Origin of the sequence: Niastella soli, assembly GCF_017742245.1 — a bacterium.
In the GTDB taxonomy this organism is placed as follows: Bacteria; Bacteroidota; Bacteroidia; order Chitinophagales; family Chitinophagaceae; genus Niastella; species Niastella soli.
Genome location: NZ_JAGHKO010000001.1, coordinates 2,305,539 through 2,329,679, shown reverse-complemented (window position 1 = coordinate 2,329,679; position 24,141 = coordinate 2,305,539). Strand labels below are relative to the sequence as shown.

At 44.2% G+C, this 24,141-nt stretch carries 13 protein-coding genes; 2 read left to right on the top strand and 11 right to left on the bottom strand.

The window, feature by feature from the left end; translation table 11 throughout:
* Positions 1-89 precede the first annotated feature (89 nt).
* From J7I42_RS09735 to J7I42_RS09685, 11 genes are all read right to left on the bottom strand, one after another.
* A complete protein-coding gene (locus tag J7I42_RS09735; RefSeq protein ID WP_209138581.1) occupies positions 90-1,919 on the bottom strand; it encodes a RagB/SusD family nutrient uptake outer membrane protein in 1,830 nt (609 codons plus the stop codon).
* 32 nt (positions 1,920-1,951) lie between these two features.
* The gene (locus tag J7I42_RS09730; protein ID WP_209138580.1) at positions 1,952-5,428 is read right to left on the bottom strand and encodes a TonB-dependent receptor; all 3,477 of its coding nucleotides are present in this window, start codon (positions 5,426-5,428) and stop codon (positions 1,952-1,954) included.
* Between the two features lie 245 nt (positions 5,429-5,673).
* Positions 5,674-5,865, bottom strand: a complete 192-nt coding sequence (locus J7I42_RS09725) for a hypothetical protein (RefSeq protein ID WP_209138579.1) — start codon at positions 5,863-5,865, stop codon at positions 5,674-5,676.
* A gap of 8 nt (positions 5,866-5,873) precedes the next feature.
* Positions 5,874-7,052, bottom strand: coding sequence for a FecR family protein (locus tag J7I42_RS09720; RefSeq protein ID WP_209138578.1), 1,179 nt, complete (start codon positions 7,050-7,052; stop codon positions 5,874-5,876).
* Between the two features lie 212 nt (positions 7,053-7,264).
* Positions 7,265-7,858 carry an RNA polymerase sigma factor gene (locus J7I42_RS09715; protein WP_209138577.1) on the bottom strand — a complete coding sequence of 198 codons (594 nt, stop codon included), beginning with the start codon at positions 7,856-7,858 and terminating at the stop codon, positions 7,265-7,267.
* A 211-nt stretch (positions 7,859-8,069) separates the two neighbouring features.
* Positions 8,070-13,283, bottom strand: a complete 5,214-nt coding sequence (locus J7I42_RS09710; protein WP_209138576.1) for a T9SS type A sorting domain-containing protein — start codon at positions 13,281-13,283, stop codon at positions 8,070-8,072.
* Positions 13,284-13,688: 405 nt separating this feature from the next.
* Positions 13,689-15,950: a carbohydrate-binding protein gene (locus J7I42_RS09705; RefSeq protein WP_209138575.1), complete on the bottom strand. Its 2,262-nt coding sequence runs from the start codon at positions 15,948-15,950 to the stop codon at positions 13,689-13,691.
* 185 nt (positions 15,951-16,135) lie between these two features.
* Positions 16,136-17,359 carry a FecR family protein gene (locus tag J7I42_RS09700; RefSeq protein ID WP_209138574.1) on the bottom strand — a complete coding sequence of 408 codons (1,224 nt, stop codon included), beginning with the start codon at positions 17,357-17,359 and terminating at the stop codon, positions 16,136-16,138.
* Positions 17,360-17,502: 143 nt separating this feature from the next.
* On the bottom strand, positions 17,503-18,096 hold the full coding sequence (locus J7I42_RS09695; protein WP_209138573.1) for an RNA polymerase sigma factor: 594 nt from the start codon (positions 18,094-18,096) through the stop codon (positions 17,503-17,505).
* Between the two features lie 135 nt (positions 18,097-18,231).
* On the bottom strand, positions 18,232-19,506 hold the full coding sequence (locus J7I42_RS09690) for a hemolysin family protein (RefSeq protein WP_209138572.1): 1,275 nt from the start codon (positions 19,504-19,506) through the stop codon (positions 18,232-18,234).
* A gap of 107 nt (positions 19,507-19,613) precedes the next feature.
* A complete protein-coding gene (locus tag J7I42_RS09685; protein WP_209138571.1) occupies positions 19,614-20,564 on the bottom strand; it encodes a DUF1259 domain-containing protein in 951 nt (316 codons plus the stop codon).
* 118 nt (positions 20,565-20,682) lie between these two features.
* Between J7I42_RS09685 and J7I42_RS09680 the strand changes: the two genes are divergently transcribed.
* Both J7I42_RS09680 and J7I42_RS09675 read left to right on the top strand, forming a co-directional pair.
* Positions 20,683-21,711: an AAA family ATPase gene (locus J7I42_RS09680; protein ID WP_209138570.1), complete on the top strand. Its 1,029-nt coding sequence runs from the start codon at positions 20,683-20,685 to the stop codon at positions 21,709-21,711.
* A 5-nt stretch (positions 21,712-21,716) separates the two neighbouring features.
* A complete protein-coding gene (locus tag J7I42_RS09675) occupies positions 21,717-24,098 on the top strand; it encodes a hypothetical protein (RefSeq protein ID WP_209138569.1) in 2,382 nt (793 codons plus the stop codon).
* Positions 24,099-24,141 lie beyond the last annotated feature (43 nt).

Genomic DNA, 24,141 nt, shown 5'->3' with positions numbered 1-24,141 from the left:
AATCGACAGTCAATTTGCTATCTCCCGATTGGATAGGAGCCTACAAATTTTATTTGCTCCTCCCCTGCCAATTGCCTATTGTCTATTACCTAGTAGTCATTATTTTGTACCAGATTAGCATTTAACTGGACCTGCCTCATTGGCAATGGATACAGATAATGCTTTCTTTTAAAGTTGCGATTAGCCGCCGCATCCAACAATATTACTTTCAGATCGCCCTTTCCGGTTGCAGCAATCGTTTCACCATCGCCGCTTCCTAATACCTTCTCGTAATTCGGAGCTATATACTTGCTTGTTGCACTATCTACGCCTGGATCTTTTTTCGATGCAACTTTAAATTCCGTTTCATAAGAAGCGCCTCCTAACACCATACCACAAACATCCTGGTTCAATTCATGCTCGGCAATACCCCAGCGTTTCAGGTCATCGTAGCGGGTGCATTCTCCATAAAGTTCAACAGTGCGTTCCCTTCTGATCTCATCCAGCATATTCAGGCCATTGTTCGTAACCAGTGCATTCGTGAGCGGTGCAACACCTGCTCTGGCCCGTAACAAGTTGATCGAATTATTCAACTCAGCGTCACTAATAGCGCCGTTATTTTCATACAACGCTTCTGCATAGATCAGGTAAATCTCGGCCAGCCGGATCTGTGGGTAATCCTGTGATTCCTGGCTGCTGGTGCGGTAAGTAGGATATTTATAGGCTGAGAATTTATAACCGGTATAGCCCAAATCCCCATCTAACGTAATTGATCCTTTGGCGGGTATGGAGGCGGTTGCTCCCAGCACATAACTCTGCATGCGATAATCCCTGTTTGCATATTCCATGTCTACAGTTTGGTAGCCACCAAATTTAGAAGACTTATTAACCGGCAATCCGTCAGTACACAGGAACATATCCATCAATTTACGGTTGGGCAGCATACGGGTTTGCACCGTATGAGATAAAAGTATTCCGCCCGGACGCAGGTTAATGTCGTACATGCTTTTTAGGATAAACTCATTGTTGGTGGTTTTATCCAGCCCTGCAGGGTTGCTGCCTGAACCATCTATGCAAAACAGGTAGTAATTGCTGCGATTACCCATTGCGGAGTTGCTATTATAATTCCAAAGCTTATAACCACCGCTCACTATTACATCTTTAGCCAGTGCTACAGCCTCCGTTAAAAAGGATTTCACCTGATCAGTAGCCGGGCCGGCTGAGCCTTTAAAATCGGTAGAGGTACCGGTGTACTTGCGCCAGGTTGCTTCATAGAGCAATACCCGTGCTTTAAATGCTTCGGCAGCCCATTTGCTAACGTGACCTTTCTCACTGGAAGGAATAGCCTGTTCAGTTGGAAGGCCTGCAATGGCGTCATTTAAATCGGCCAGAATTTGATCAACTACTTCATACCGGCTGTTTCGCGGAGCATTTAATTCCTCTCCTTCCACATCAGGTATTGTTGTTACGAGGGGAACGCCTCCAAAGCGTTTCAACAGGAAAAAGTACTGCCACGCCCGGAAAAATTTAGCAGCAGCTATATATTGCTTTATGTCGTCTTTCTTGCCCTTATAAGCATCCGCCTTTTTAAGCACGATATTGATCGCACGGATATATGCATAGGGGTTACTATAGTAGATATCATCAAGGGGCACCGTAATTGAACCGTGACCATACTTACCCTGAAAATCCTGACCAACATATCCCGAAATGTCTGAACCCATGTCCATAAAATCGAAAATGTTGCTGCCGTTGATCTGCTCCCAGCTGATCATTTTTTCATAGAAATCATTGGTAGCATATTTAAACTGATCGGGGGTGGTAAAATAGGACGTTTCGTTTATTGTATCTAAGGGCTTAAGATCAAGGAAATTTTTTGTGCATGCACCAGCGCCAACAAGCAGCGCACAGATAGCAGCCGGAATAATAAATTTTTTCATTTATACAGTTTTTACGCTGATCAGATATTAGATTATAAACCAAGGTTAAGACCAAAAGACCAGGTCCGCATAAACGGAAAGCCGTTCAATTGAGAGTCTGTACCCTGCTCCGGATCAAATCCGTCTTTAAGAGAAGTCCATTCAAACAGGTCGTTACCTGAGAAATAAACCCTTACTCTTTCCAATTTTGCTCTTGAGATCAATGATTGCGGCAGCGTATATCCTACAATCAGGGATTTTAAACGAACATACCGGTTGTTCTGCAGCATAAAGTCGTTGTGCAGGTAATTCCATTGTGCACGTGCTTTACTTGCAGTGAGTCTTGGAAATTTAGCGCCGGTGTTATCTGGCGTCCAGGTATTGCCAAGGAAAGAAGCGTTTTGATTCGTGTATTGATCCCAGAATGGATAAGCCAGTGGTCCGGAACGCTCAACATATTGTTCGCCCACTCCTTGCAGGAAGGCTGAAAAATCGATGCCTTTCCAACCCATGCCCATCGTAAGCCCAAAAGTGTAATGGGGTGCGTTATCGCCCATTTCTTTCACATCCAGCTGGTTAATAATTCCGTCACCATTAACATCACGTTTTCTGGTATCGCCGGGGCGAAGTACTATGCCTTTATCAATGCCAGGTATTTCGCCATCTGCTTTTGCAGTATATCTATTGTAATAGAGATCAACCATTTCCTGATCTTTCAAAAATCCTCTGGTTTGATACATAAACCAGGAATTCAACGGATGTCCTTCCACTGCAGCAACCAGTCCTGGATTAATGGCAGCAGCTCCATCCAGTGCCACCAGTTTATTGCGGCTGTCTGATAAATTCACAGATACGTTATAGGTGAAATCTTTTCCAATTTTATCACGCCAGCCCAACATAGCTTCCCATCCATGAACATCAAGCGTACCATTGTTCGTTTGAGGGGCTGCTCCACCCAATACAGCAGGGTAGATAATATTGATCAACATGCCATCATTTCTTTTCTTATAATAGTCGAACCGGCCAGTTAATCTGTTCTTATACATGACCAGGTCAAAACCCACGTTCATCATATTTACGCGTTCCCAGGTACGGTCGGAGCTTGTGAGACCATTATTGCTTAACCGAGCCACTGTTTGATTGGAAGCAAGGCTTCCAAAAATGGTGGTACCCATGATAATGTCAGAGATATAATCGTAGCTGCCGATCTGTACGTTGTTACCCATTACACCGTAACCTCCGCGAATTTTAAGGTGATTGAGGTCAGGTAAATACAGGTCTCTTATAAAGTTTTCATTGGTCAACACCCAACCGGCAGATACATCATAAAAATTCGACCATTTATTGCCAGGTGCAAAACGGGAAGAACCATCACGACGTCCTAACAGCTCTACCAGGTATTTACCTCTGAATGAATAGTTCAACCTGCTGATATAAGAATACATGCCCCATTGGCTGCGTCCACCTCTGCCTTCAACATAGTCAGTAGGAGCCACATTCAGATCATACACACCATTATTACCGATATTGGTACGGTATGCATATAAGCTTTTAAAGTCGTTTTTCTCTGCGTTCAAACCGGCCATTGCAGTAATACGATGACCACCAAATGATTTGGTATATCGTAATAAGGCCGAGTAATTTTGATACAGGGTATTGTCAGACTGGGCCCTGATATCAGACTCAGTATTTATACTTTTATCCGCCAGTGAACCATCCCAACGATAGGTGGGAACTGTAAGGCGGTAGTTATCCATCCGTAACTGATTTACCTGTATAGAAGCGGTACCTTCCAGTTCAAGCCCCTTTAACAACTCGGCGGTAGCCTTAATATCGGCCCTTACCAGGTCATTGGCCTTGGAATCTCTCCCCCCGTCTATTGTGGCGGCTGTAGAGTTCCTATCACCCACTCCATAGTTGGCATACCACTGTCCAAATGGGTTTTTGGCAGGGAACAGAGGCGCGTCCCATGCAATCAGTTCAAAACGCATATTAGAGGAAGGACTGGACGTCACATCTTTCTGGTAAGTAACACCTGTTTGCAGTTTTACTTTTTCAGCCAGTTTATAATCGTAGTTCAACCGTAAGTTATATTGCTTGCGGCCATCATATGCAGTTGCCAAAGGCGTCCTGTTATCGGCATAAGCAGCAGATAAACGATAGGAAGTTTTGTCGGAAGATCCCGAAACACTCAGGTTATGCTGTTGTGAAACACGGGTAGCAAACAATTCATCGTAGCGGTTGGCATTACCAATGAAAATATCGCCCCACTTAGAAGTTGAATAGATGCCCTCAATGCCCTGTTGCATTTTCAACAGATTATCCATCGACTTCCATCCCCAGTAATCCTTCTTGGGATCAGCATCAACAGCCTCTATCCACATACTGGCATACTGCTCCATATTGGTGGTAGGGGTTTTAATACCCAGCGTATTGATGCGCGCATTGTAACCGTAATCAATTTTTATAGCCCCTTTACCACGTTTGGTAGTGATAAGAACAACCCCATTGGCGGCGCGGCTACCGAAGATGGCAGCCATACCGTCTTTTAATACGTTCACCGATTCAATGTCATCGGGGTTCATGGTAAAGAATACATTCTGGCTGGCAACGGGCACTCCATCGATAACGATCAGGGGTGAGCCGCCATTCACAGAAGTAACGCCACGGATCTGCATGGACAGGTCTTCATTTCCCGGGCGGGAAGAAGTTCTGGTGATCACCAAACCTGGCGTAGTACCTTGTAATGCCAGGGCCGGGTTGGTTACCGCTCTGCTATCGAATGTTTTATTGGTAACTGGCTCCAGGGCGCCGGTAACAGTTGCTTTTTTAGAAACACCATAACCTACTACCACCTGCTCTTCCATGGGCGACTGGGTAGTGGTTAATTTAATGGTGATGTCGGTTTGATCGCCAACGGGTACCAGTTTATCATCGAAACCTACGTACGACACAACCAGTACCGACTGGGGACCTTCCACCATAATGGTAAAAGAACCGTCAGCTTTTGTAATAGCGGCATTCACTTTTCCTTTTTCACTCACGTTGGCATTTTGCAAAGGCATGCCATTTTCAGCCAGAATTCTACCGGTAATTTTTATTGGCGATGGTGTTTTTCCTATCACCTGCTTTACCTCTTCAACAACTGGCGGCGGTGCTGCTACCACTGCTTCTTTTACAACAACTATATTGTTGTTGATGATGCTGTAGGAGAGCGGCTGATTCCTGAAACAGATATCAAGTACCTGTTGAATAGAAGCATTTCTGACATTTATGTTAACCTTCTCTGCTTTTTGCAGTAAAACTTCCCTGTAAACAAACGTAAAGCCTGTTTGCTTTTTAATTTCCTTACAAACAGATTTCAGGGAAATGTTCTCGCCAGACAGGGTAACCTTTTGGGAATACACGCCGGCAGAGAGGTGTAAACAGGTGGCTAATAGAAAAATGGCTAGGTAATTCATTACGATCAGTTCTTTACGCCCCACCTTTATTTTCCTCAAATAGCGGTGGAGGCAATGAATTAAATACATAAATTTGGATTTGGCACCCCTGATGTTGCAATCAGGGCTGTTAGGGTTAAACAATAAGGATATCAGTGTCTTCTATTGCATTACCCTGAATTAATGACCGCACCGATTGCACTCGGGGCGGTTTTTTGTTTCGGGTAATCAGGAAATCGTTGATCACACTATTTTTTTGACATAGCAAGGTACCTGCGCATTCAGTGACGGGCATGCCGCTCCTGAACCGCCTTACACAGTCGTTATTGTAATCGTCAATACTTTATATAAGAATCGTTCTTCAGCTGCAATAGGCAAGAATTAGATGCAGCCTGGTATGGGTAAAGTTTTTTGTTGTAGACGCCCAATGGCATGGCGCCGGCTTCCATACCGCGATGGAGCTTGTTTACATAGGTTATGAATTCCCTGATCCTTACAGGGATGGCCTTAATTAGGATATGCATCATATTAGGGGTTATTTAACAACGATCTTTTTTCCCTGAATGCTGAATTTTGCACTTCCCGACTCCTGCAATACTTTCAACACATCTGACAACCGGGTGTTCCTTGAAATTTCAACAAACAAGGGATCATTTTTAACAGCTACGCCCTCATACACCACCTCTACATCATACCATCTGGCCAACTGGCGCATTACCGTTTTTATATCTGCATTTTCAAAATGAAATAAACCATTTTTCCATGCCATTACATCATCAACATCCGCTTTTCGAACCTGTATCTGGGTGCTTTTTGGAATAACTGCCTGCTCCCCGGGTGTTAAAATGGCTGTTTGTTGTACCGTAGCCGTTTTTTCAATCACCTTCACTTTTCCTTCCAGCAAAGTAGTTTTAATGGCACTTTCATCGCTATAGGCATTTACATTAAAATGGGTGCCTAATACTTCCACCTGCAGATCGTCTTTTTCTACAATGAAAGGCATGCTGCTATCATGCGCCACTTCAAAATAGGCTTCGCCGGTGATTTGTACCCTTCTTTCCTTACCCCTGAAACCTGTGGGAAAGTGGATAGAAGAGGCTGCATTCAACCAAACTTTTGTTCCATCAGGCAATCGCAACTGATATTGTCCGCTGCGGGGGGTGGCCAGGGTGTTATATGATAATGGTTCCTCGTTTTGGTTGTTTTCAGACGAATACACCAGTTTTCCATCATCGGGTTTTACCACTTTTGCACTCCCCTCTTTCGCAACTACCCCGTTTGCAGCATCATCAAGTAAGATGGTACTGCCATTCGCCAGGGTAAGAACTGCTTTATTACCGCCCGGCTCTACATCGTTCTTTAATGTTGATCCGGCTTTTGCTATTGATAGTGCCGCTTTCTTATTCAGTAAATAAACTACGGTCCCCGATAAACATACCAGGATGGCAGCCGCAGCCCACCAGGTCCTATTATGCGTTCTGCGAACCGGAGTGTAAGGAACATACGGAGTATAATTCCTATCCTCTGTTGCAATATTTTGCAGTATCCCTGCTTCAATGGCTTCCTGAATTGATTCTTTTTCTCCTTCCTCATATTCCAGCTCACCAGAGTTTACCAATTCTTTGTACCATTCTTCAACAAGCTGCTGCTCTTCTTCCGTACAATTTCCGCTACTGAATCTTTTTAAAAGATCAGTTGCCTGTGTTTCATTCATAATCGGGCTTATAAAAATTCGGGCAACGTATATACTGTCCGGTAAAAAGACCCAAGGGGGTAAAAAAAGTAAAAATATTTTTTTCCCCAGGCTCACCCAAACTGGGTATACCTTACCCTGATCAGTTAATAAACAATCGTATCAATCGTTCGCATATGTAAAATGTATCATATGAAAGCAACACAACTAAAAGAACAGGTTGGAAAATTTTCCTACTTCATCCATTGCATCAATAAAACGGCAAAGGTGGTTGCGTTTAAACTGATGGCGGTTTTAATAATTGCCAAAGCATGTTGTATATGCTTCTTTACTGTTTCATCGGAAATGTCGAGGCGTTCGGCAATTTCCTTATGGCTCAAATGATGTTTGCGGCTAAGCTGGTAAACTTCACGCATCTTGTTCGGCATTTGTTCAACAGCCGACTGAATGGTGTGTTGCAGTTCTTTTATTTGTAGTTGTGATTCTACATCGGGAGGTTGAAAATTGACAAGCACATCGGTTAACAAAACAAGATAATCGCGACGGGTAATATTTTTTTCAATATACTTTATGACCTTGTACTTGACACTCGTTTGCAGGTAAGCGGCCAGTGAACCGGTGATCCGCAGGTCGTGCCGACGGTTCCAGATGGAAAGAAAAATATCCTGCACCAGGTCGGCCGCATCGGTTTTAGAACGAAGCGCTCTGGCAGCAGTTGTAAATAATGGTTCCCAGTAACGACGATACAGCATGGTAAATGCTTCTTTGTTACCATCGGCTACCAAAGAGAGTAGTGATTCATCGGTATGGATTAAAACTGCTTCCAAATAAGGATTAATACTTACTTAGCGGTAAAAGTAATACAAAAACTAATTAGTGGTATATGGAGAGGCACTTTGTGAGGTATTATATTTTTATTTCAAATATCGGCAACGTATAGAAGCATCGCTTTATTACCAGCGAACGATTAATTCTTTATAAAAATAAAAGGCCCTCCCGATAAACCGAGAGGGCCTCTTTTTTTTGCCTTACTTATTATTATAGTATGAGCAACTTGGTTACAGCAATGTTATTTACTCTCAGTACATAAATTCCCAACTTAACATTTCTGTCGAGCTGAACATCGATAGTACCATTTGTATTCATTACCGTTTTTTGATAAACTACTTTACCAAGTAAGTCTGCCAGGGTGATCGTAATTTGTTTATTGATCAGGTAATCTGGTGTTTTTACTATGAAGTGGTTACCAATTACCGGGTTGGGATAGGCGGTTACATCATTGATCGCATCCGCATCACCGCAATAACCCAGTTTGTCGCCGTGTTTCAGGTGTGTTGCTACAGCTGACTCGGCAACGCAATCGCTTTTTCCATTGTGACAGATCATCACTTTTTCATCAAAGGCGCCACACGCTACATTTATCGATTCAATACGAATGGAAGCGGAAGTCTGGCAACCTTTGGCATCCATAATAGTTACACTGAATGTACCGGCAGTTGTAACAGTTATTGACGGAGTAGTTTTACTATTGCTCCATTTATAGCTATAAGGAGCAGTACCGCCCGCAGGTTTAGCCGCTAAAAGCAGGGCGGAAGAGCCATAGCCAACATAGATGGTATTTTTCTGAGTAGCATCAGCGTCTGCTACATACACATCAGGAATAGTTACAGTTAAAGAAACAGGGTTGGTGTCGTCGCAATCAGTGCTGTTTGCTACACCACAGGCAACAGGAGCACCGGCGCCTAATCCGTCCCCATCGTTATCGGCATACAATAGTCTTGTATCATCACAATCCAGGCTGTTGGTTACATAACCAGCAGGAGGCGTTGATGAACAGAAATAACCAACGGTTTTAGAACCAAAGCCATCATGATCGGCATCTACATAATACAACAGCGGTTTTTGAACGGCAGCGTCATTGTCATTACAGTCTGTGCTTTCGGCTGAGTACCCATCCGGAGCATCATTCTGTGCAAATAATACGGCTGCGCCTGCACCAACACCATCTTTATCGCCATCAACAAAGAACGCTTTGTTAACAGTCAGTAAGTTGTAAACACTGTCGGCCCCCAGGTAGTACACATCACCAAGTTGCGAGGCAGTGATGGTTACTTTACCTGCTGATACGATATGAACTTTACCATCTACAATAGTTGCCACTGAGTTATCAGAGGAAGTATATTGTATAGGTAAAGGCGAGGTACTTGTAGCACCTGCATCAAAATCGGCATCACTTACCATTACAGGTTGCAACGGACCGAATGAAATGGTTTGAATTCCGGTATTCAATAAATTAAATACAGGGAAGCTGTTAACTCCTGTGAAGCTCACCTGATAGTTGGTTGCGGTGGCTGTTACAGGTGTAACGGGTGCGGCCTGAACGTTCAACTGAGCTGCGTTGCCTGTTACCAAGCGCATGACAGCGGCTCCATCACATAGCGCATTGGCATCGGCAGTATTGTATCCAAAAGTAAGGTCTGTAGCAGAAGGAGTAGCTGGTTGGATGTTCCAGCTCCTGTTGATAGCACTGCTTTCATAAGGCAGTCCTACTACCAGATCTCCTTGTTTTACATTCGCTGTGATAACCGTACCAACGGCAGGGTTTACCGTTACGGGGTTGTAGCTGTCGCCGGCTCCTATCCATAAAGGTGTAACCACACCGGCATTTGTAAGGCGGGTCAGGGTTCCCGACTGATTATCACCCTTCATGGCAAACCATTGTGTTGGCTCGCCCCCGCCCACAAATTGTAAACCGGTTGGTTTTATCGTATAATTACCAGTTGAAATTACAGTGATGCCGGTTACTACTCCATCTGTAAGGTTGGCAATGGCGTAAGTAGGCGACTGGGCATTTGATAGGGTACCACCAGTGAAGATCACCGAAGGTGGGGTTACATATCCAGCACCACCATTACCCATAAAACCGTATGTTCCCACAACAGGATTGGTCCCACTGAACGTAACACCACCCAAACCAGTTGCTACAGCAGCTGTTCCGGTGAAGTTACTCGTGTTAATACTTTGTCCGCTGGTAGCGGTATTCAAATTCAAAGCAGAAGCAGAACCATCAACTACACCGGTATCGCCGATGTTGATGCTGATCTTCTGGGTAGACATAAAACGAAATAATCGCACCGTGGGTCCAAGTTTCAGTTTTCCGTTTACATTCACCGTAAGTTCGTTATTCCCCGACTGCTGATTTGTTAGCAGATTAAACTGGGCATTGGAACAATCGAGCGTACCATTAATATTATAGGTCATACTTCCACCCGTATTATTATAGGCACTAAAACCATAGCCGGTACCATATTGACCATGGAATGCACCCAGACCATTGTTTCCGTTCAGCGTAACCGTTTTCCCTTCATTTATGGTAAGTGTTTTAGCGCCTGCTCCATTATTTCCATTCTGCAAAGTAAGACTGGCAACTGTAGAACCTGCATAGTTACGCAGTTCCATATCCATGTCAATGACTATGTTCTGCGCAGAGCTTTGAGCAGAATTGGGAGAAAAGCGGGCGATGTTCGCCACTCCACTTCCGGTAAAGGTGGTGTTTCCTGTGCCACTTACGAAGACCCTGATACCCGACCCGACAGCTGTTACTGTTGAACCGGCGGGGGCACCCAAACGACCATTTATAGCAATGGTCGTAGCCTTATTGGTGATCAGACTTTGCACACTACCTGCAGGTGCGGTCAATGAGGCTACTACCCCTGACTCTGTAATACTGAAATCGTTTACTGTAAGGGTATTTGACATAGTTTCTGTACCGCTGATAACAGTTAAGCCAGACACAGTGAGCGCCACCTGTTGCAACAAGGTAGCCCCAGTATATACTGTAAGATTTTTGGCAACCCCGGCCGTGGTGGCCAGAGTTACGGTATGTCCGGGCATTATATGCACATTGGTATTGGTGGTGGGCGCCGTAGTGGTTGTTGCGCTGATTCCGCCATTTCCATCGGAGATGTTCCAGGTACCGCCGTTCCAGGCCATATTGCCTGTTGACAAATAATCACCGGCTGCAATGCCTGTAATGGTTAACGTTTGTGCTACATTGGCTGCGGCTGCATAGTTATCATCACCGGACTGTGTAGCGGTGATGGTTACCACACCAGAACCAACGATATGTATTTTGTTATCAACAATTGTAGCAACGCTGGGGTTTGAGCTGGTGTAAGCAACAGGTAACCCTGAAGTAGCAGTAGCACCCGGATCGAAATCAAGATCGCCTAATTTCTTCACCGGGATATTATTGAAGTTGATGGTTTGGGCCTGCAGGCTTCCCACATAAACCAGGGTAAAATTATTTATGTTGAACGCATTGCTGGCTCCGCCGACAAATACGCGCATGCTTTGCACACCAGCTTGAAGGGTGAAGGCAGCACCCACCGTGATCTCCTGCCAGTCATCGGCACCATTTGAGAAAACATTGCCAAAAGGCACACCAAACGTACCGGTTCTGTCAATATTATCAAACTCCACTTTCAGGGCGCCATTGGCTGCAACAGCTGAATAACGCATTTTCAATTTGTACGTACCTGCCTGGGGAACTGCGATGGTATAATTGACCCACTCGCCACTTTCCAAACCGGTTAAAGCGTAGCCTCCTTCTGAACAGGTAGTAATATCTACGGCTTCACCAGTTCTGTATTGACCACCGGTATTGGCGGAAGTTTTATCATTGTATACTTTGCCCTGGCCATCGAGTGTGAAGTGATCAAAATTCTCGGCTTCAATTTTACCAGGCGCTATATTCATTTTGTAAACGGGTTGACCATTTACAAATTCAACCGGATCACCAGGACAGTTAGCGGGCCTGCGGAAAGTCAATCCGCCCCAACCCGGGAAGTCAACCTGGAACCCCTGTCCTTCTACACCCGACTCTCTTGTGGAGATGTCGAATACCCGTTGTAACCATTTGTAGTTGTCAGGATTTACACCTACACGATCACGGTAGTGTGCCAAAGCCATCTCATGGAAAGGGTATTCGCTGAATTTGAAGTTTGTTCCTCTTGTCAGTTTGGTAAATTCCTTTTCAGAATAAGGATTTATTTTTTTAGAGAACCAGCGACCACTGCGGTCCCGACGTTGAATGAATTGACCATTCTCAACCGTAGGCTCCCAGGGAGAAGTTTGATCGGGGAAGGAATAGTTGAGCGACGCATTGTAATGCATTCCAAATTCAATACCCAATAAAGGACGATAGTTAAGGAAGCTATACATATCATTACCCTGGTTCCAGGCCATTTCACACATGGTGTTTATGATAGCCACACCGGTAACTGTATGTGACTGGTCTCTCGAAGCTTCCTGGCACTGGCCGTTTTCCCAGATGTAATTACTTATAAGTTCATTATACCCATAATCGGGGGTCGTTCCAACAGTAGTACCAACCGTATATTCATCATAATAATCGTAGGTGGCTGTAGGGCTGGCTGACGCTGAACGTGGACCTGATGGATAAGGTAAGTCATCTGCACGGTGAGGCAATCCTGTCAGATAGCGGAATGCGCGGTCATACATCAACTCATTATCCATGAAGATACCCATAGCCATAATACCACGCATGGCAAAAAGACCCTGGTTACCATGACGACCTGCATCGCCATTATACATATACCAGTAGAAGGTAGCATCTTCAGACGAAATATTCGATGTGGGTTCCTGTGTATTTGAATAACCAGGGTACACCAGCATGTCCTTGAATGCTGCAATGTCGCCTGATGTCCAGCCAGTATAGGTGCTTCTAATGATCTCGGCGCCTTCCAGCATTTTCCAGATCACCCGGCCTGCATCAAGCGCCTGCGTTCCACCCGAATTGATATGCTTGAGGTTTACCCATGCATTAAAGATCTGTACTGCCTTCTGCGCATTTCTTTCATCACCGGTAACATACCACATGATGGCGTTGTAATAGGCCGCCAATGCATCGTACTTGAACTTTTCGTAATTGTAGCCAGCATCGGTTGAGTTTACTACCAGGCTGGTAACACTTGCAGAACCCTGTACGGCGTAATTATAACTGGCGTACTGGTTTTGTGATAAATTCCTGAAAGAAGTTTTCCAGGGTTCCTTTCCCGCCTGCACCATATATTTCATCCGCTCAAGGTCAGAACGTTTGTGGCTGATACCTGGATGCGCAAATACGCGTTGGGCTGAGGCTGTTTGGGAGAACTGGATGATCAAAAACAATACTGCGAGCAGCATTTTAAGCATGATAATCCTGGTCTTTATCAATGTAAAGATTCTCATGGGACATTCCAATGTTTTAATTAGGGTAAGTTTTTTTCAGATCACGTTTTAGTTCATAAGGGTAAACACATCGGGATTATTAATGTAATAGGCTTTATCTACAAACTTCACTTTTCCTTCGAGCAGCGTTGTTTTAACTGCCGTTTTTTTCCTCAGGTGTTGCCTGAAGCCATAAACTACAGTTGGGTGTTTAGACCGGTCCTACACTTGGGTCTTAAACAAAGAGAGAGTGCTGCACAAACATGTTTGGGTGAGTGCGGGTGAAATTTTTTTTTAAAAAGTAAAAGGCCCTCCCGATAAATCGGTAGGGCCTTTTACTTTCTTTTCTTACTTATTATAGTATGATCAGCCTGGTTACAGCAATGTTATTTGTTTTCAGTACTAACATCCCTACTTGTCGATCAGCTAATCTGGTGTTTTTACTACAAGGTGATTGTCACTGGCCGTAATAGTTAATGTTTGTACTACGTTGGCTGCCGCCGCATAATTATCATTACCCGATTGCGCAGCAGTGATGGTTACCATACCTGAACCAACTATCCGTATTTTGTTATCTATAATTGTAGCAACGCCTGGGTTTGAGCTGGTATAGGCAATTGGTAACCCAGAAGTGGCTGTTGCACCCGGATCGAACTCCCTATCGCCTAATTTCTTAACAGGGATATTGTTGAAGTTGATCGCTTGGTCCTGCAGGCTTCCTATATAAATCAGTGTGAAATTGTTTATGTTGAATGCATTACTGGCGCCGCCGATAAATACGCGCATGCTTTGTACACCAGCCTGCAGGGTGAAGACAGAACCCACTGTGATCTCGCGCCAGTCATCGGCGCCATTTGAGAACACGCTACCAAAAGGCACACCAAACGTACCAGTTCTGTCGGCCCCATCGAATTCCACTTTTAGAGCTCCATTGGCAGCCACTGCAGAATAACGCATTTTCAATTTGTACGTACCTGCCCGGGGAACTGCGAGGGTGTAATTAACCCACTCACCATTTTCCAGACCGGTTAAAGCATAGCCCCCCTCTGAACAGCTGTTAATATCTACAGCCTCTGCGGTTCTATATTGACCACCGGTATTGGCGGCTGATTTATCATTGTATACTTTTCCCTGGCCATTGGTAGTGAAGTGGTCGAAGTTTTCGGCTTCAATTTTACCGGGCGCTATATTTATTTTATAAACGGGTTGGCCATTTACAAATTCAACCGGATCACCAGGGCATTTGGAAGGTCTACGGAAACTCAATCCGCCCCAACCAGGGAAGTCAACCTGAAAACCCTGTCCTTCTAAACCAGATTCTCTTGTGGAAATATCGAAAACGCGTTGCAGCCATTTGTATTTGTCGGGATTAACACCAACACGGTCACGGTAGTGCGCCAACACCATTTCATGGAAAGGATACTCGCTGAACTTAAAATTTGTTCCTCTTGTCAGTTTGTTAAATTCCTTTTCTCTGTAGGGATTTATTTTTTTAGAGAACCAGCGACCGCTGCGGTCCCGGCGTTGAATAAATTGGCCGTTCTCAACAGTAGGCTCCCAGGGCGATGTTTGATCGGGAAAAGTATAGTTGAGCGAAACGTTGTAACGCATGCTATACTCAATACCCAGTAATGGCCGGTAATCGAGAAAACTGTACATATCATTACCCTGATTCCAGGCCATTTCGCACATGGTGTTGATAATGGAAATGCCTGTAACGGTATGCGACTGGTCCCGAGAAGCTTCCTGGCACTGGCCGTTTTCCCAGATATAATTATTTATAAGTTCATTATAACCATAATCGGGCGTTGTTCCAACGGTAGCACCAGGGGCATATTCAGTATAATAATCGTAGGTGGCAGTAGCGCTGGCTGATTCAGGCCGTGGGCCAGATGGATATGGTAAATCGTCCGCACGGTGAGGCAATCCTGTCAGATAGCGGAACGCCCGATCGTACATCAACTCATTATCCATAAAGATCCCCATAGCCATAATACCTCGCATGGCAAAAAGCCCGTGGTTACCATGACGACGCGGATCGCCATTATACATATACCAGTAGAAAGTAGCAGATTTAGATGAGATAGCAGCTGTCGGCTCCAGTGTATTGGAATAACCGGGGTACACCAACATGGCCTTGAATTTGGCAATGTCGCCTGGGGTCCAACCAGTATAGGTGTTTTTGATGATCTCGGCGCCTTCCAGCATTTTCCAGATCACCCGGCCGGCATCCAGTGCCTTCGTTCCATTTGAATTTATATGTTTGAGGTTTACCCATGCATTAAAGATCTGTACTGCTTTCTTCGCATTTCTTTCGTCACCGGTAACATACCACATGATGGCGTTGTAATAAGCAGCCAATGCATCGTACTTGAACTTGTCGTAGTTGTAGCCAGCATCGGTTGAATTTACCACCAGTCTGGTAACACCTGAGTTACCTTGTACTGCATAATTATAACTGGCATATTGGTTTTGTGATAAATTCTTAAAAGAGGTTTTCCAGGGTTCCTTTCCCGCCTGCACCATATATTTCATCCGGTCAAGGTCAGAACGTTTGTGGCTGATGCCTGGATGCGCGAACACGCGTTGGGCCGAAGCCGTTTGAGTGAATTGGATGATCAAAAACAATACTGCGAGCAGCATTTGGGGCATGACAATCCTGGTCTTTATCAATGTAAAGATTTTCATGGGACATTTCAGTGTTTTAGTTAGGATAATCGGACTACGAATGGGCTCCGCTGTAATTTTATCTCAATAATGTGTTACAGCCAGATTAGGGGTTTTAATTTTTCAGGGTTACCGGTTCTTCATATACATCGTTTTGGTTTTTTAGATCAGTGTTTTGTTGAATTGGAATAAACACATCAGAGCTATTATTGGACAATGACCTTTTTATCCTGGATGGTGTACCTGGCGCCTCCGGCCAGGTTCAACACGCGTAACACATCAGACAAATTGGTGTTGCGCGTCACTTCAAAGAATAAAGGATCATCATTATCAAGGCTTCTTTTATAAACTACTTCTACATCGTACCAGCGCGACACCTGCCGCATCACTGTTTTTATATCAGCATTTTCAAAATGAAACAACCCATTCTTCCATGCCATTACCTGGCTTACATCAGGTGTTTCGTTAATGCTCAGTTTTTTTGATGCTACCGCCTGTTGTCCTGGCGCTAACAATATGGAATCGGCTTTACCTACAAACTTTACTTTTCCTTCGAGCAGCGTGGTTTTCACTGCCGTTTCATCATCATAGGCGTTGATGTTAAAGTGTGTACCTAACACCTGCACCTGTCCCAGATCACGACCGTTTTCCTTGTTCTTTATATCTACTACAAATGGTACCCGTTTACCATCTTTCACGGTCACTAACTTTGCCACCTCAAAGTAGGCTTCACCGGTAACCTGCACCTTTCTTTCCGTTGCATCGAATGCGGTAGGATAGGTGATGGAAGAGGCCGCGTTCAACCACACTTTACTTCCATCTGGCAACTCAATATTATATTGCCCCCCTTTGGGTGTTGACAGCGTGTTATAAGCAATAGGTGCATTTACGTCGGCAGCTTGTTCATCAGACTTTGCATACATCAGCTGGCCGTTCTTTAGCTTAACTACTTTTGCATTGCCTTCCTGTGCTACTACTCCATTCTTTTCATTGTCCAAAACAATGGTAGAACCATCTGCCAATGTGAGCACCGCTTTATTGCCACCAGGCGCCACATCATTTTTGATCTTAGCTTCTGCCACCTGTGTTTGGGAATTATTGTTCATCCATACCAAACCACCAGCAGTTACCATCAGCAACACCACTGCGGCAGCAGCTATGCGCCAATAGGGCATCCTGCGTTTCGGGGCAGTATCGATATTCACTACCGGTGTTTCCTCCGCTTCAAAGATCGCCTGTAATACGGCCTGGGCTGTCTTTTCAGGCATCTCATGCGTTACCGGTCGTTCAGCGATCATCTTGTCCAACACTTGTTGTACGGTCTTTTCATTACTGCTTTCCTGCAGCAACCGCATCAAGGCTGACTTTTCCTCAGGTGTTGCCGTTTTATCAGCGTATCTGTTTAATAAATATTCCAGTAATGAAGCCATAAACTACAGTTGGGTGTTTAGACCAGTCCTACACTTGGGTCTTATACAAATAGAGAGTGCTGCACAAACCTGTTTGGGTGAGGGCGGGTGAAAGTTTTTTTAAAAAATTTTCAGGATAGGGAATTACAGTGAGTATCAACTCTTTAATAATGACGTATCAAAACGATCAACGCGATGGTAACGTCGAGACGGGTAAGGCAGTAGGTCCTTATGCTGCGCATCGCCTGTGCCAAATGTGTCTTTACAGTTTCGGGCGACAGGTGTAGTGCGGCAGCGGCCTCTTCTCTTTTCAGGCCTTCTTTTTTTATGAGGTTATACACCTGCCGTTGCTGTTCGGGCAGGCGATCGATAGCAGCCTGTAAAATGCGGGTGTATTCATTGTTAAGTACCTGGTTCTCGGTATCGGTGTGATACAGTGGTACTCCTTCCATGGCACTGACTTCCAGATCTTCCCGCCGGGCAATTCTTTTTAATGCGGCAAAAACATAATTGCGGGTTATCGTAAACAGGTAGGCCCTGAAATGTTCTACTTCGTTAAGCGTTTCCCTTTTTACCCAGATCTTTAAAAATACATCCTGTACAATTTCTTCCGCCACGCCAGTTGATTCGGTCAGCTCATAAGCGATGGAGTAAATTTTATTGCGGTAGTTATTATATATCTGTGTAAACGCATTCCTGTCACCTTCAGCCACCAGCTTCAGTAAATCAATCTCAGTGTATTCAGGTTGAAATGCCAAGGTTTTTCAGCGTTTTATTTAACTGGACAAATGGATTTTAGTTCCGCAAACAACGGGACTAATCTACGGCGTTTAATGTATAATCAAAATATTTTTTTTTAATATCCTATAAAAATATATTGTCAGTATTACGCTTTATTTCTTTCTAATCAGGAGCTTATCAATCTTGGGGCCATCCAGGTCCATCACTTCAAATTCAAACTCATTCCATTTTACCACTTCACCTATTTTGGGTATATAACCAGCCACATACAACACCAATCCGGCCAGGGTATTATAATCACCCTCCTCAAATTCCCGGTTCTGTAAATTGAAATAATTTAAAAACTCGAAATAGGGATAACCACCATCTGCCAGCCAGCTGTTGTCCTCTCTTTTTATGATCTGGAATTCCTGTTGGTTATACTCTGTAACATCACCGATCAGCGCATCGAGGATATCGTCCATGCTCACCATGCCGATCACCGTTCCGTATTCATCAAGCACAAAAGCATAGTGCATTTTGCTTTCCTTGAATTTTTCCAATACCTTATAAGCAGGCGCTGATTCGGGCACCATTACCGGCAGCCGTAAAAAATCGGCCATGTTAAATGCGGTTGTGCTGAAATCTTTTGGGAAGATATCTTTTACAGAAACAACACCGACCAGATTTGATGAGGTCTGTTTATAAACAGGATATACGGAGTGCGCTTCGTTTTGCGCTTTTTCTTTAATAACAGTCAGGTTATCGGTAATATTAAAACACAACAGGTCGCCGCGATGGGTCATTAATTCGCTTACTTTTCTATCGCCCAGGGCAAATACCCTTTCCACTATATTTTGTTCAATTTGCTGAATTTCGCCGCTTTCCGCGCTTTCCTGTACAATCGCTTTTATTTCTTCCTCACTTACAAATGCATCTTTCTGTTCTTTCAACCCAAATATGCCCAGGAATACATCATTTGTAATTGTCAGCAACCAGATAAATGGTTTGGTAATTATAGAAATGAGGGTCATGGGGGTGGCCACAAAAGAAGCAATTGTTTCAGGGAACATCAATCCAATCCGTTTGGGGATCAATTCACCAAAAACTATGGAGAAAAAGGTGATCACCACAACGATCACGGCCACCGAAACGCTTTGGGAATAGTCTTTCAGCCAGTCTATTTTTTCAATGGCAATACGCAGGTTGTCCTGTATTTTCTCACCACTATAAATACCCGTCAGAATGCCAATTAATGTAATGCCAATCTGAACGGTCGATAAAAATGTATTGGGGTTGTTAGCCAGTTCCAGCGCTTTACGGGCATTGGAATTGCCCTTTCGGGCTGCATTCTCCAGTTTGAATTTCCGCGAGGAAACCAGGGCGATCTCACTCATGGAAAAAACACCATTTAGCAGGATCAACAGGAGGATAATTAGGATTTCCATATATAAGTTGAAAAGACATGGCTTTGTTTACCATGTCTTTTCTGTTGCAAATATCCGAAATTCAATTAACCTTTCTATAGAAATGTAAATTAACCCTTTGTATACGCTTAGTGGGCCTTTCCGCCTTTTCCGGTCTCATCCAGCGCAGACCTTAATCCTTTTGCCATTTGTTCGGCATTGCCTACTCCCCAATAATGGAGAAAAAAGGTTTTGGGTTCTTCATGGACCATATGATTATGAACGGCCACTACTTCCAGTCCATTCACCACCAACTGTTTTACTACCGGCGCTACTTCGTTTTCAAGCATTACAAAATCACCGCATACAGCCGCTCTGTCTGGCGTGCCCTGCCAGGCAGCCCAGGTATTGAACCCCATAAAGCTGCTAACCGGAATGCCATGTTCCTGCAATTGAACATCGGGCCGGCCGATGGTATATTTGTACACACCTTTGTTCATTTCACCTTTCTGCCCAATAATGGCATCCAGCTGGGCTATATTCAGGGTATTTTCCACACTGTCGGCCTTTTCGGCTGCCGGATCTACCCCTCTTATTTCCTTTATTTTATTGAGAATGGCTTTTACCCCATTGGCCAGGGTAGTAATATCGGCCTTACGGTCAATGTGCATATACATGACGGTTGGCCGGTTGCGTATAAAATGGTTATGGATGGCCGTAATGGAAAATCCCTGGCTGATAACCTCCTGCTCCAACCACTTTAGATCAATTTCTGTTAATATCAGATCGCCCATTACCATGGCGCTGTCACCACAGGGTGTAAACGCGACCCAGCTGCTTAACCCCATTGGTGGAATTATTTTAAACCCATCCACTATCATTTTAAGGTCATTTTGCGGTACCGTGATCTTGTATTCACCGTTCTTTTCAACACCCTTCATTCCAGTGATCTGTTCAATGGTAGCAACATCCAGCTTACTACCGGGCGGGCAGGCAATAAGGTTGTTTTTCATGCCAGCCGCTTTATCTTCTGTATTAGCAGACTGACCACAAGCCATAAAAAAGACCGGGAGACTCAGGAAAATAATAAGTTGTTTCATGCTAGTGATTTTTAAAAGCATCGCTAAACTACCAATTAAATTTGTAGAAATGCTGGCGGCCGGAAGGTTGCAAAACCAACCTATTCTCATTATCTTTTGGCCTTATTATAAATGGCTTATGGCATTAGAAAATTTTCAAATTGGCTTTGGCAATTATGATAAAAGCCCCGAATACTATTATTTAAGCGAAACCAATCCTTTAAAGGCTACCATTTTTCTGGCATTGAAACTGGGAAAACCTTTGTTGATCACCGGTGAACCGGGAACCGGGAAAACCCAGTTGGCCCACTGGGCGGCCTGGTATTTAAGCACGAAAGTTGATGAAAATATAACACCCTTCGTTCCTACTCCTTTTATTTTTAATACAAAGAGTACCTCTACCGGGAAAGACCTGTTTTATAATTACGATGCCATTTCTCACTTTCAGGATAAAGAAGGCAGAAAAAATGTAACGGAATTTATAAGCCTTGCCGCTATGGGCCAGGCAATTGGTCAAACCCAGGGACGGCTGGCGGTAGCAGAAAAGTTTGGCCTGGCAGGTGTAAGAAATTTACATACACTTCAACCTCAACCGCATAGCTCGGTGTTGCTGATAGATGAAATTGACAAAGCACCCCGGGAATTATCGAATGACCTGTTAAGTGAAATGGAAAACAATCGCTTTTATATACCCGAATGTGAAAAAGAGGTATTTAAAAGTGAGCACCGGAAAACCAGGGTCCTGACAATACTCACCAGCAACAGCGAAAGGAACCTGCCGGATGCCTTTTTGCGCAGGTGTTTGTTCTATCACATCCCTTTCCCTTCTGATGAAGAGCTTTTAAAGATCATTTTACAACGCATTAGTCCATTCCTTTCGGAGATAGACAAGCATTCCGGGATGGATTTTACGGTACATTACCGGCGTGCGTTACAACTCTTCCACCTTATCAGGAGCAAAACCCATGTAAAGCCACCCTCTACCAGCGAAATGCTGGACTGGTTAAAGGTGCTGCATATGGAAAAGCTCATAACGGAAGATATTAATACAAACACCATAGCATACTTACCACCCGAGCGAAAGAAAGCCCTGCAGCTAAGTTTATATACACTGCTTAAGACAAAGGAAGATATTGATGAAATAGAGCAATTATTAAAACTCAGATAGATAAATTGAAGCAAAAAAGCAGTTATAGGATCCCTTTAGAAGAATTGCTGGCTTTAATAAAAGCCAGCGGTTATGAACTGAATGTACAGCAGGTCCTTGAAATTCAATCGGCCCTGCTCACTGCTTCTCTTTCCCGCATGGGGCTTGCCGGATTGAAATTTTTGATCACCCCGGTAATAGCTAAAAATGCTGAGGACCAGCGCCACCTTCACCAGATCATAGACACCTATATTGCAGAGAAGAAAATTATAGCGGCGCCAGCTACCCGCCCTTTGGCGCAATGGCTGCATACGCACCCAAAACAGGTTTTTGTAGTAAAGATCGCAGCATTTTTATTGATCGTCCTGGCGGGTGTTTTATTTTACATTTTTACCAATAATAAAACCGAAACCATTGTAGCTGCCAGACCAACAACCGCTCCCAAAGCCGATAGTGTGATTGCAGAAACCGCTCCGCCCCCCGCTTCACCCGCCCAAAAGCAAGTGGTCACCACGGCTACACCGCCAAAAATCAACCAAACACTTTCTGTTACAGTGGCAGGGTCCGCACGGTATATCAGACCTGTGCCTATAGACATCAATCTGCAGCTATCATTAACGTTCGGCACCATTGCAGGCATCATCATGGCCTGGATAGTGGTGTATGAACGAAGAAAAAAAATTGACCTCAAAGAAAAGCAACGCGCAGAAGATGCCGTTTTTGTTACCCGTGGAGGAAGGAAAAAGTTCGTTGGCTCGGGATATGAATCGGAGGGAGATTTCGCACAACCAACTGTACAATTTCCCGACCGGGATTATTTGATCCACCTGCCGCGATCACTACAAAAAATAAAAAGCCATTTAAAAAAGCAGGCTTCTATACCTAATCCTGGTATCAATATTCAAAAGAGCATTCACAAAAGCGTTCGCAATGCTGGCTTTACCTCACTGGTAAATGCTACTGAATGGAAAGACAGGAAGTATCTTTTTTTAATTGACAATACGCAATCCGGATCACACCTTACTGCCTATTTTAACCATGTAGTGAATATCCTGGGCGCCGCGGTAACCACCGTAGCCAGGTATAGTTTCCAGGGCGTCCCCAACCTGGTACAGGACGAACATGGCAATACGATCTTTTTGGAAAACCTTGTCGATCAATATGCCAGCTATCACCTGATCCTGATCAGTGACGGTCACTTTTTTTCCGAGACAGATCAGCTAACCTTTAAAAAAAGGTTGACCGCTATTTTTCAAAGATGGAATTCCCGATCAATCATTACAGCCGTGCCCCTGCCTGACTGGTCGACGCATGAAACGCTTTTGCAAAAAAATGATTTCTTATTAGTGCCGGCAGAAACTGCAGCAATAGCCTTACTGGCCCAGGCCATTGCAGAAGATGGCGTTATCACCCAACAGGAGTTACTTAAAAGGCTGACCGGTGTGTACAGCGTGAAAAGCCATTCTTTTCAAAGCGCACATGGGTTAAAACAATACCTGAACGATAAAAAGCTGTTTCAACTGGTTTGTTCGCTTGCTATATACCCGCGTTTACAATGGTCACTCACGCTGGCATTGTTTGATGCACTTTTGAAAAACACCTTCGAGGAACCGGCCATTGAATTGACCCATGACGTTTTATTAAAAATAGCCCGTATTCCCTGGTTGCAAGCAGAGAAGCTACCTGATAACATCCGGCTGCAGTTATTAGATTCTCTTACCGCCGAAACAGAGGTAACTGCCAGAGAAACCATTCTTGCCTTACTGGATCAGGCAAGGGGTATAACCCCTACCAATTCACCGGCCTTTACTGAGATTGACACCCAGTATACCATAAATGCCTTTTTCCTGTTTTCCCATGATCAGTATAAATACAGAAGTTATTCAGGAACAAAAGCAGTGATCAGCGATTACTGGAGTGACCTTTCCGAATGGTCATTGAAAGAACATGTTGACAAAGGGGGGAATGCTTTAATGCCAAAGTATAAGTCAAATCATGCAACGATACAGGAGTTTCTTATTACCGACAAGCAGCTTGAAAGCTGGAATGTAAACTTCACAAAAATCGTGTTGGTTACCCTGCCAGCCATCCTATTGTATATCGCTTTTTCCATTTTTAAACCGGCATTTGTGTATCCGCCCGAGGCGTTTAAAAATGTGTCATTATCCCCTATCCTCCATAAGGAAGGCAACTGTACTCAACAATTATTGTATGCCATCAATACCACCAATGGGGCATCTGATACAATTTATCTAAGCCCCATGAACCCCGTGGATACGTTGCCGATCCGTGATGTAAAGTATAACGAAATGGTGACCATGGAACTCTGGACAAAGGATACTTTGATGCGTCCGCTTTCTTTCCCGGCCAGAGATTCGTTTGTCTCAGTACAAGCAATATGTGAGTAAATAATAACCCTAAGTCAAAGAACTATCGTATACGATTACAAAG

Bases quoted from the DNA above. Each gene is read 5' to 3' on its own strand.
- J7I42_RS09735 (WP_209138581.1), bottom strand. From the start codon at position 1,919: ATGAAAAAATTTATTATTCCGGCTGCTATCTGTGCGCTGCTTGTTGGC.
- J7I42_RS09730 (WP_209138580.1), bottom strand. From the start codon at position 5,428: ATGTATTTAATTCATTGCCTCCACCGCTATTTGAGGAAAATAAAGGTG.
- J7I42_RS09725 (WP_209138579.1), bottom strand. From the start codon at position 5,865: ATGATGCATATCCTAATTAAGGCCATCCCTGTAAGGATCAGGGAATTC.
- J7I42_RS09720 (WP_209138578.1), bottom strand. From the start codon at position 7,052: ATGAATGAAACACAGGCAACTGATCTTTTAAAAAGATTCAGTAGCGGA.
- J7I42_RS09710 (WP_209138576.1), bottom strand. From the start codon at position 13,283: ATGAGAATCTTTACATTGATAAAGACCAGGATTATCATGCTTAAAATG.
- J7I42_RS09705 (WP_209138575.1), bottom strand. From the start codon at position 15,950: ATGAAAATCTTTACATTGATAAAGACCAGGATTGTCATGCCCCAAATG.
- J7I42_RS09700 (WP_209138574.1), bottom strand. From the start codon at position 17,359: ATGGCTTCATTACTGGAATATTTATTAAACAGATACGCTGATAAAACG.
- J7I42_RS09690 (WP_209138572.1), bottom strand. From the start codon at position 19,506: ATGGAAATCCTAATTATCCTCCTGTTGATCCTGCTAAATGGTGTTTTT.
- J7I42_RS09685 (WP_209138571.1), bottom strand. From the start codon at position 20,564: ATGAAACAACTTATTATTTTCCTGAGTCTCCCGGTCTTTTTTATGGCT.
- J7I42_RS09680 (WP_209138570.1), top strand. From the start codon at position 20,683: ATGGCATTAGAAAATTTTCAAATTGGCTTTGGCAATTATGATAAAAGC.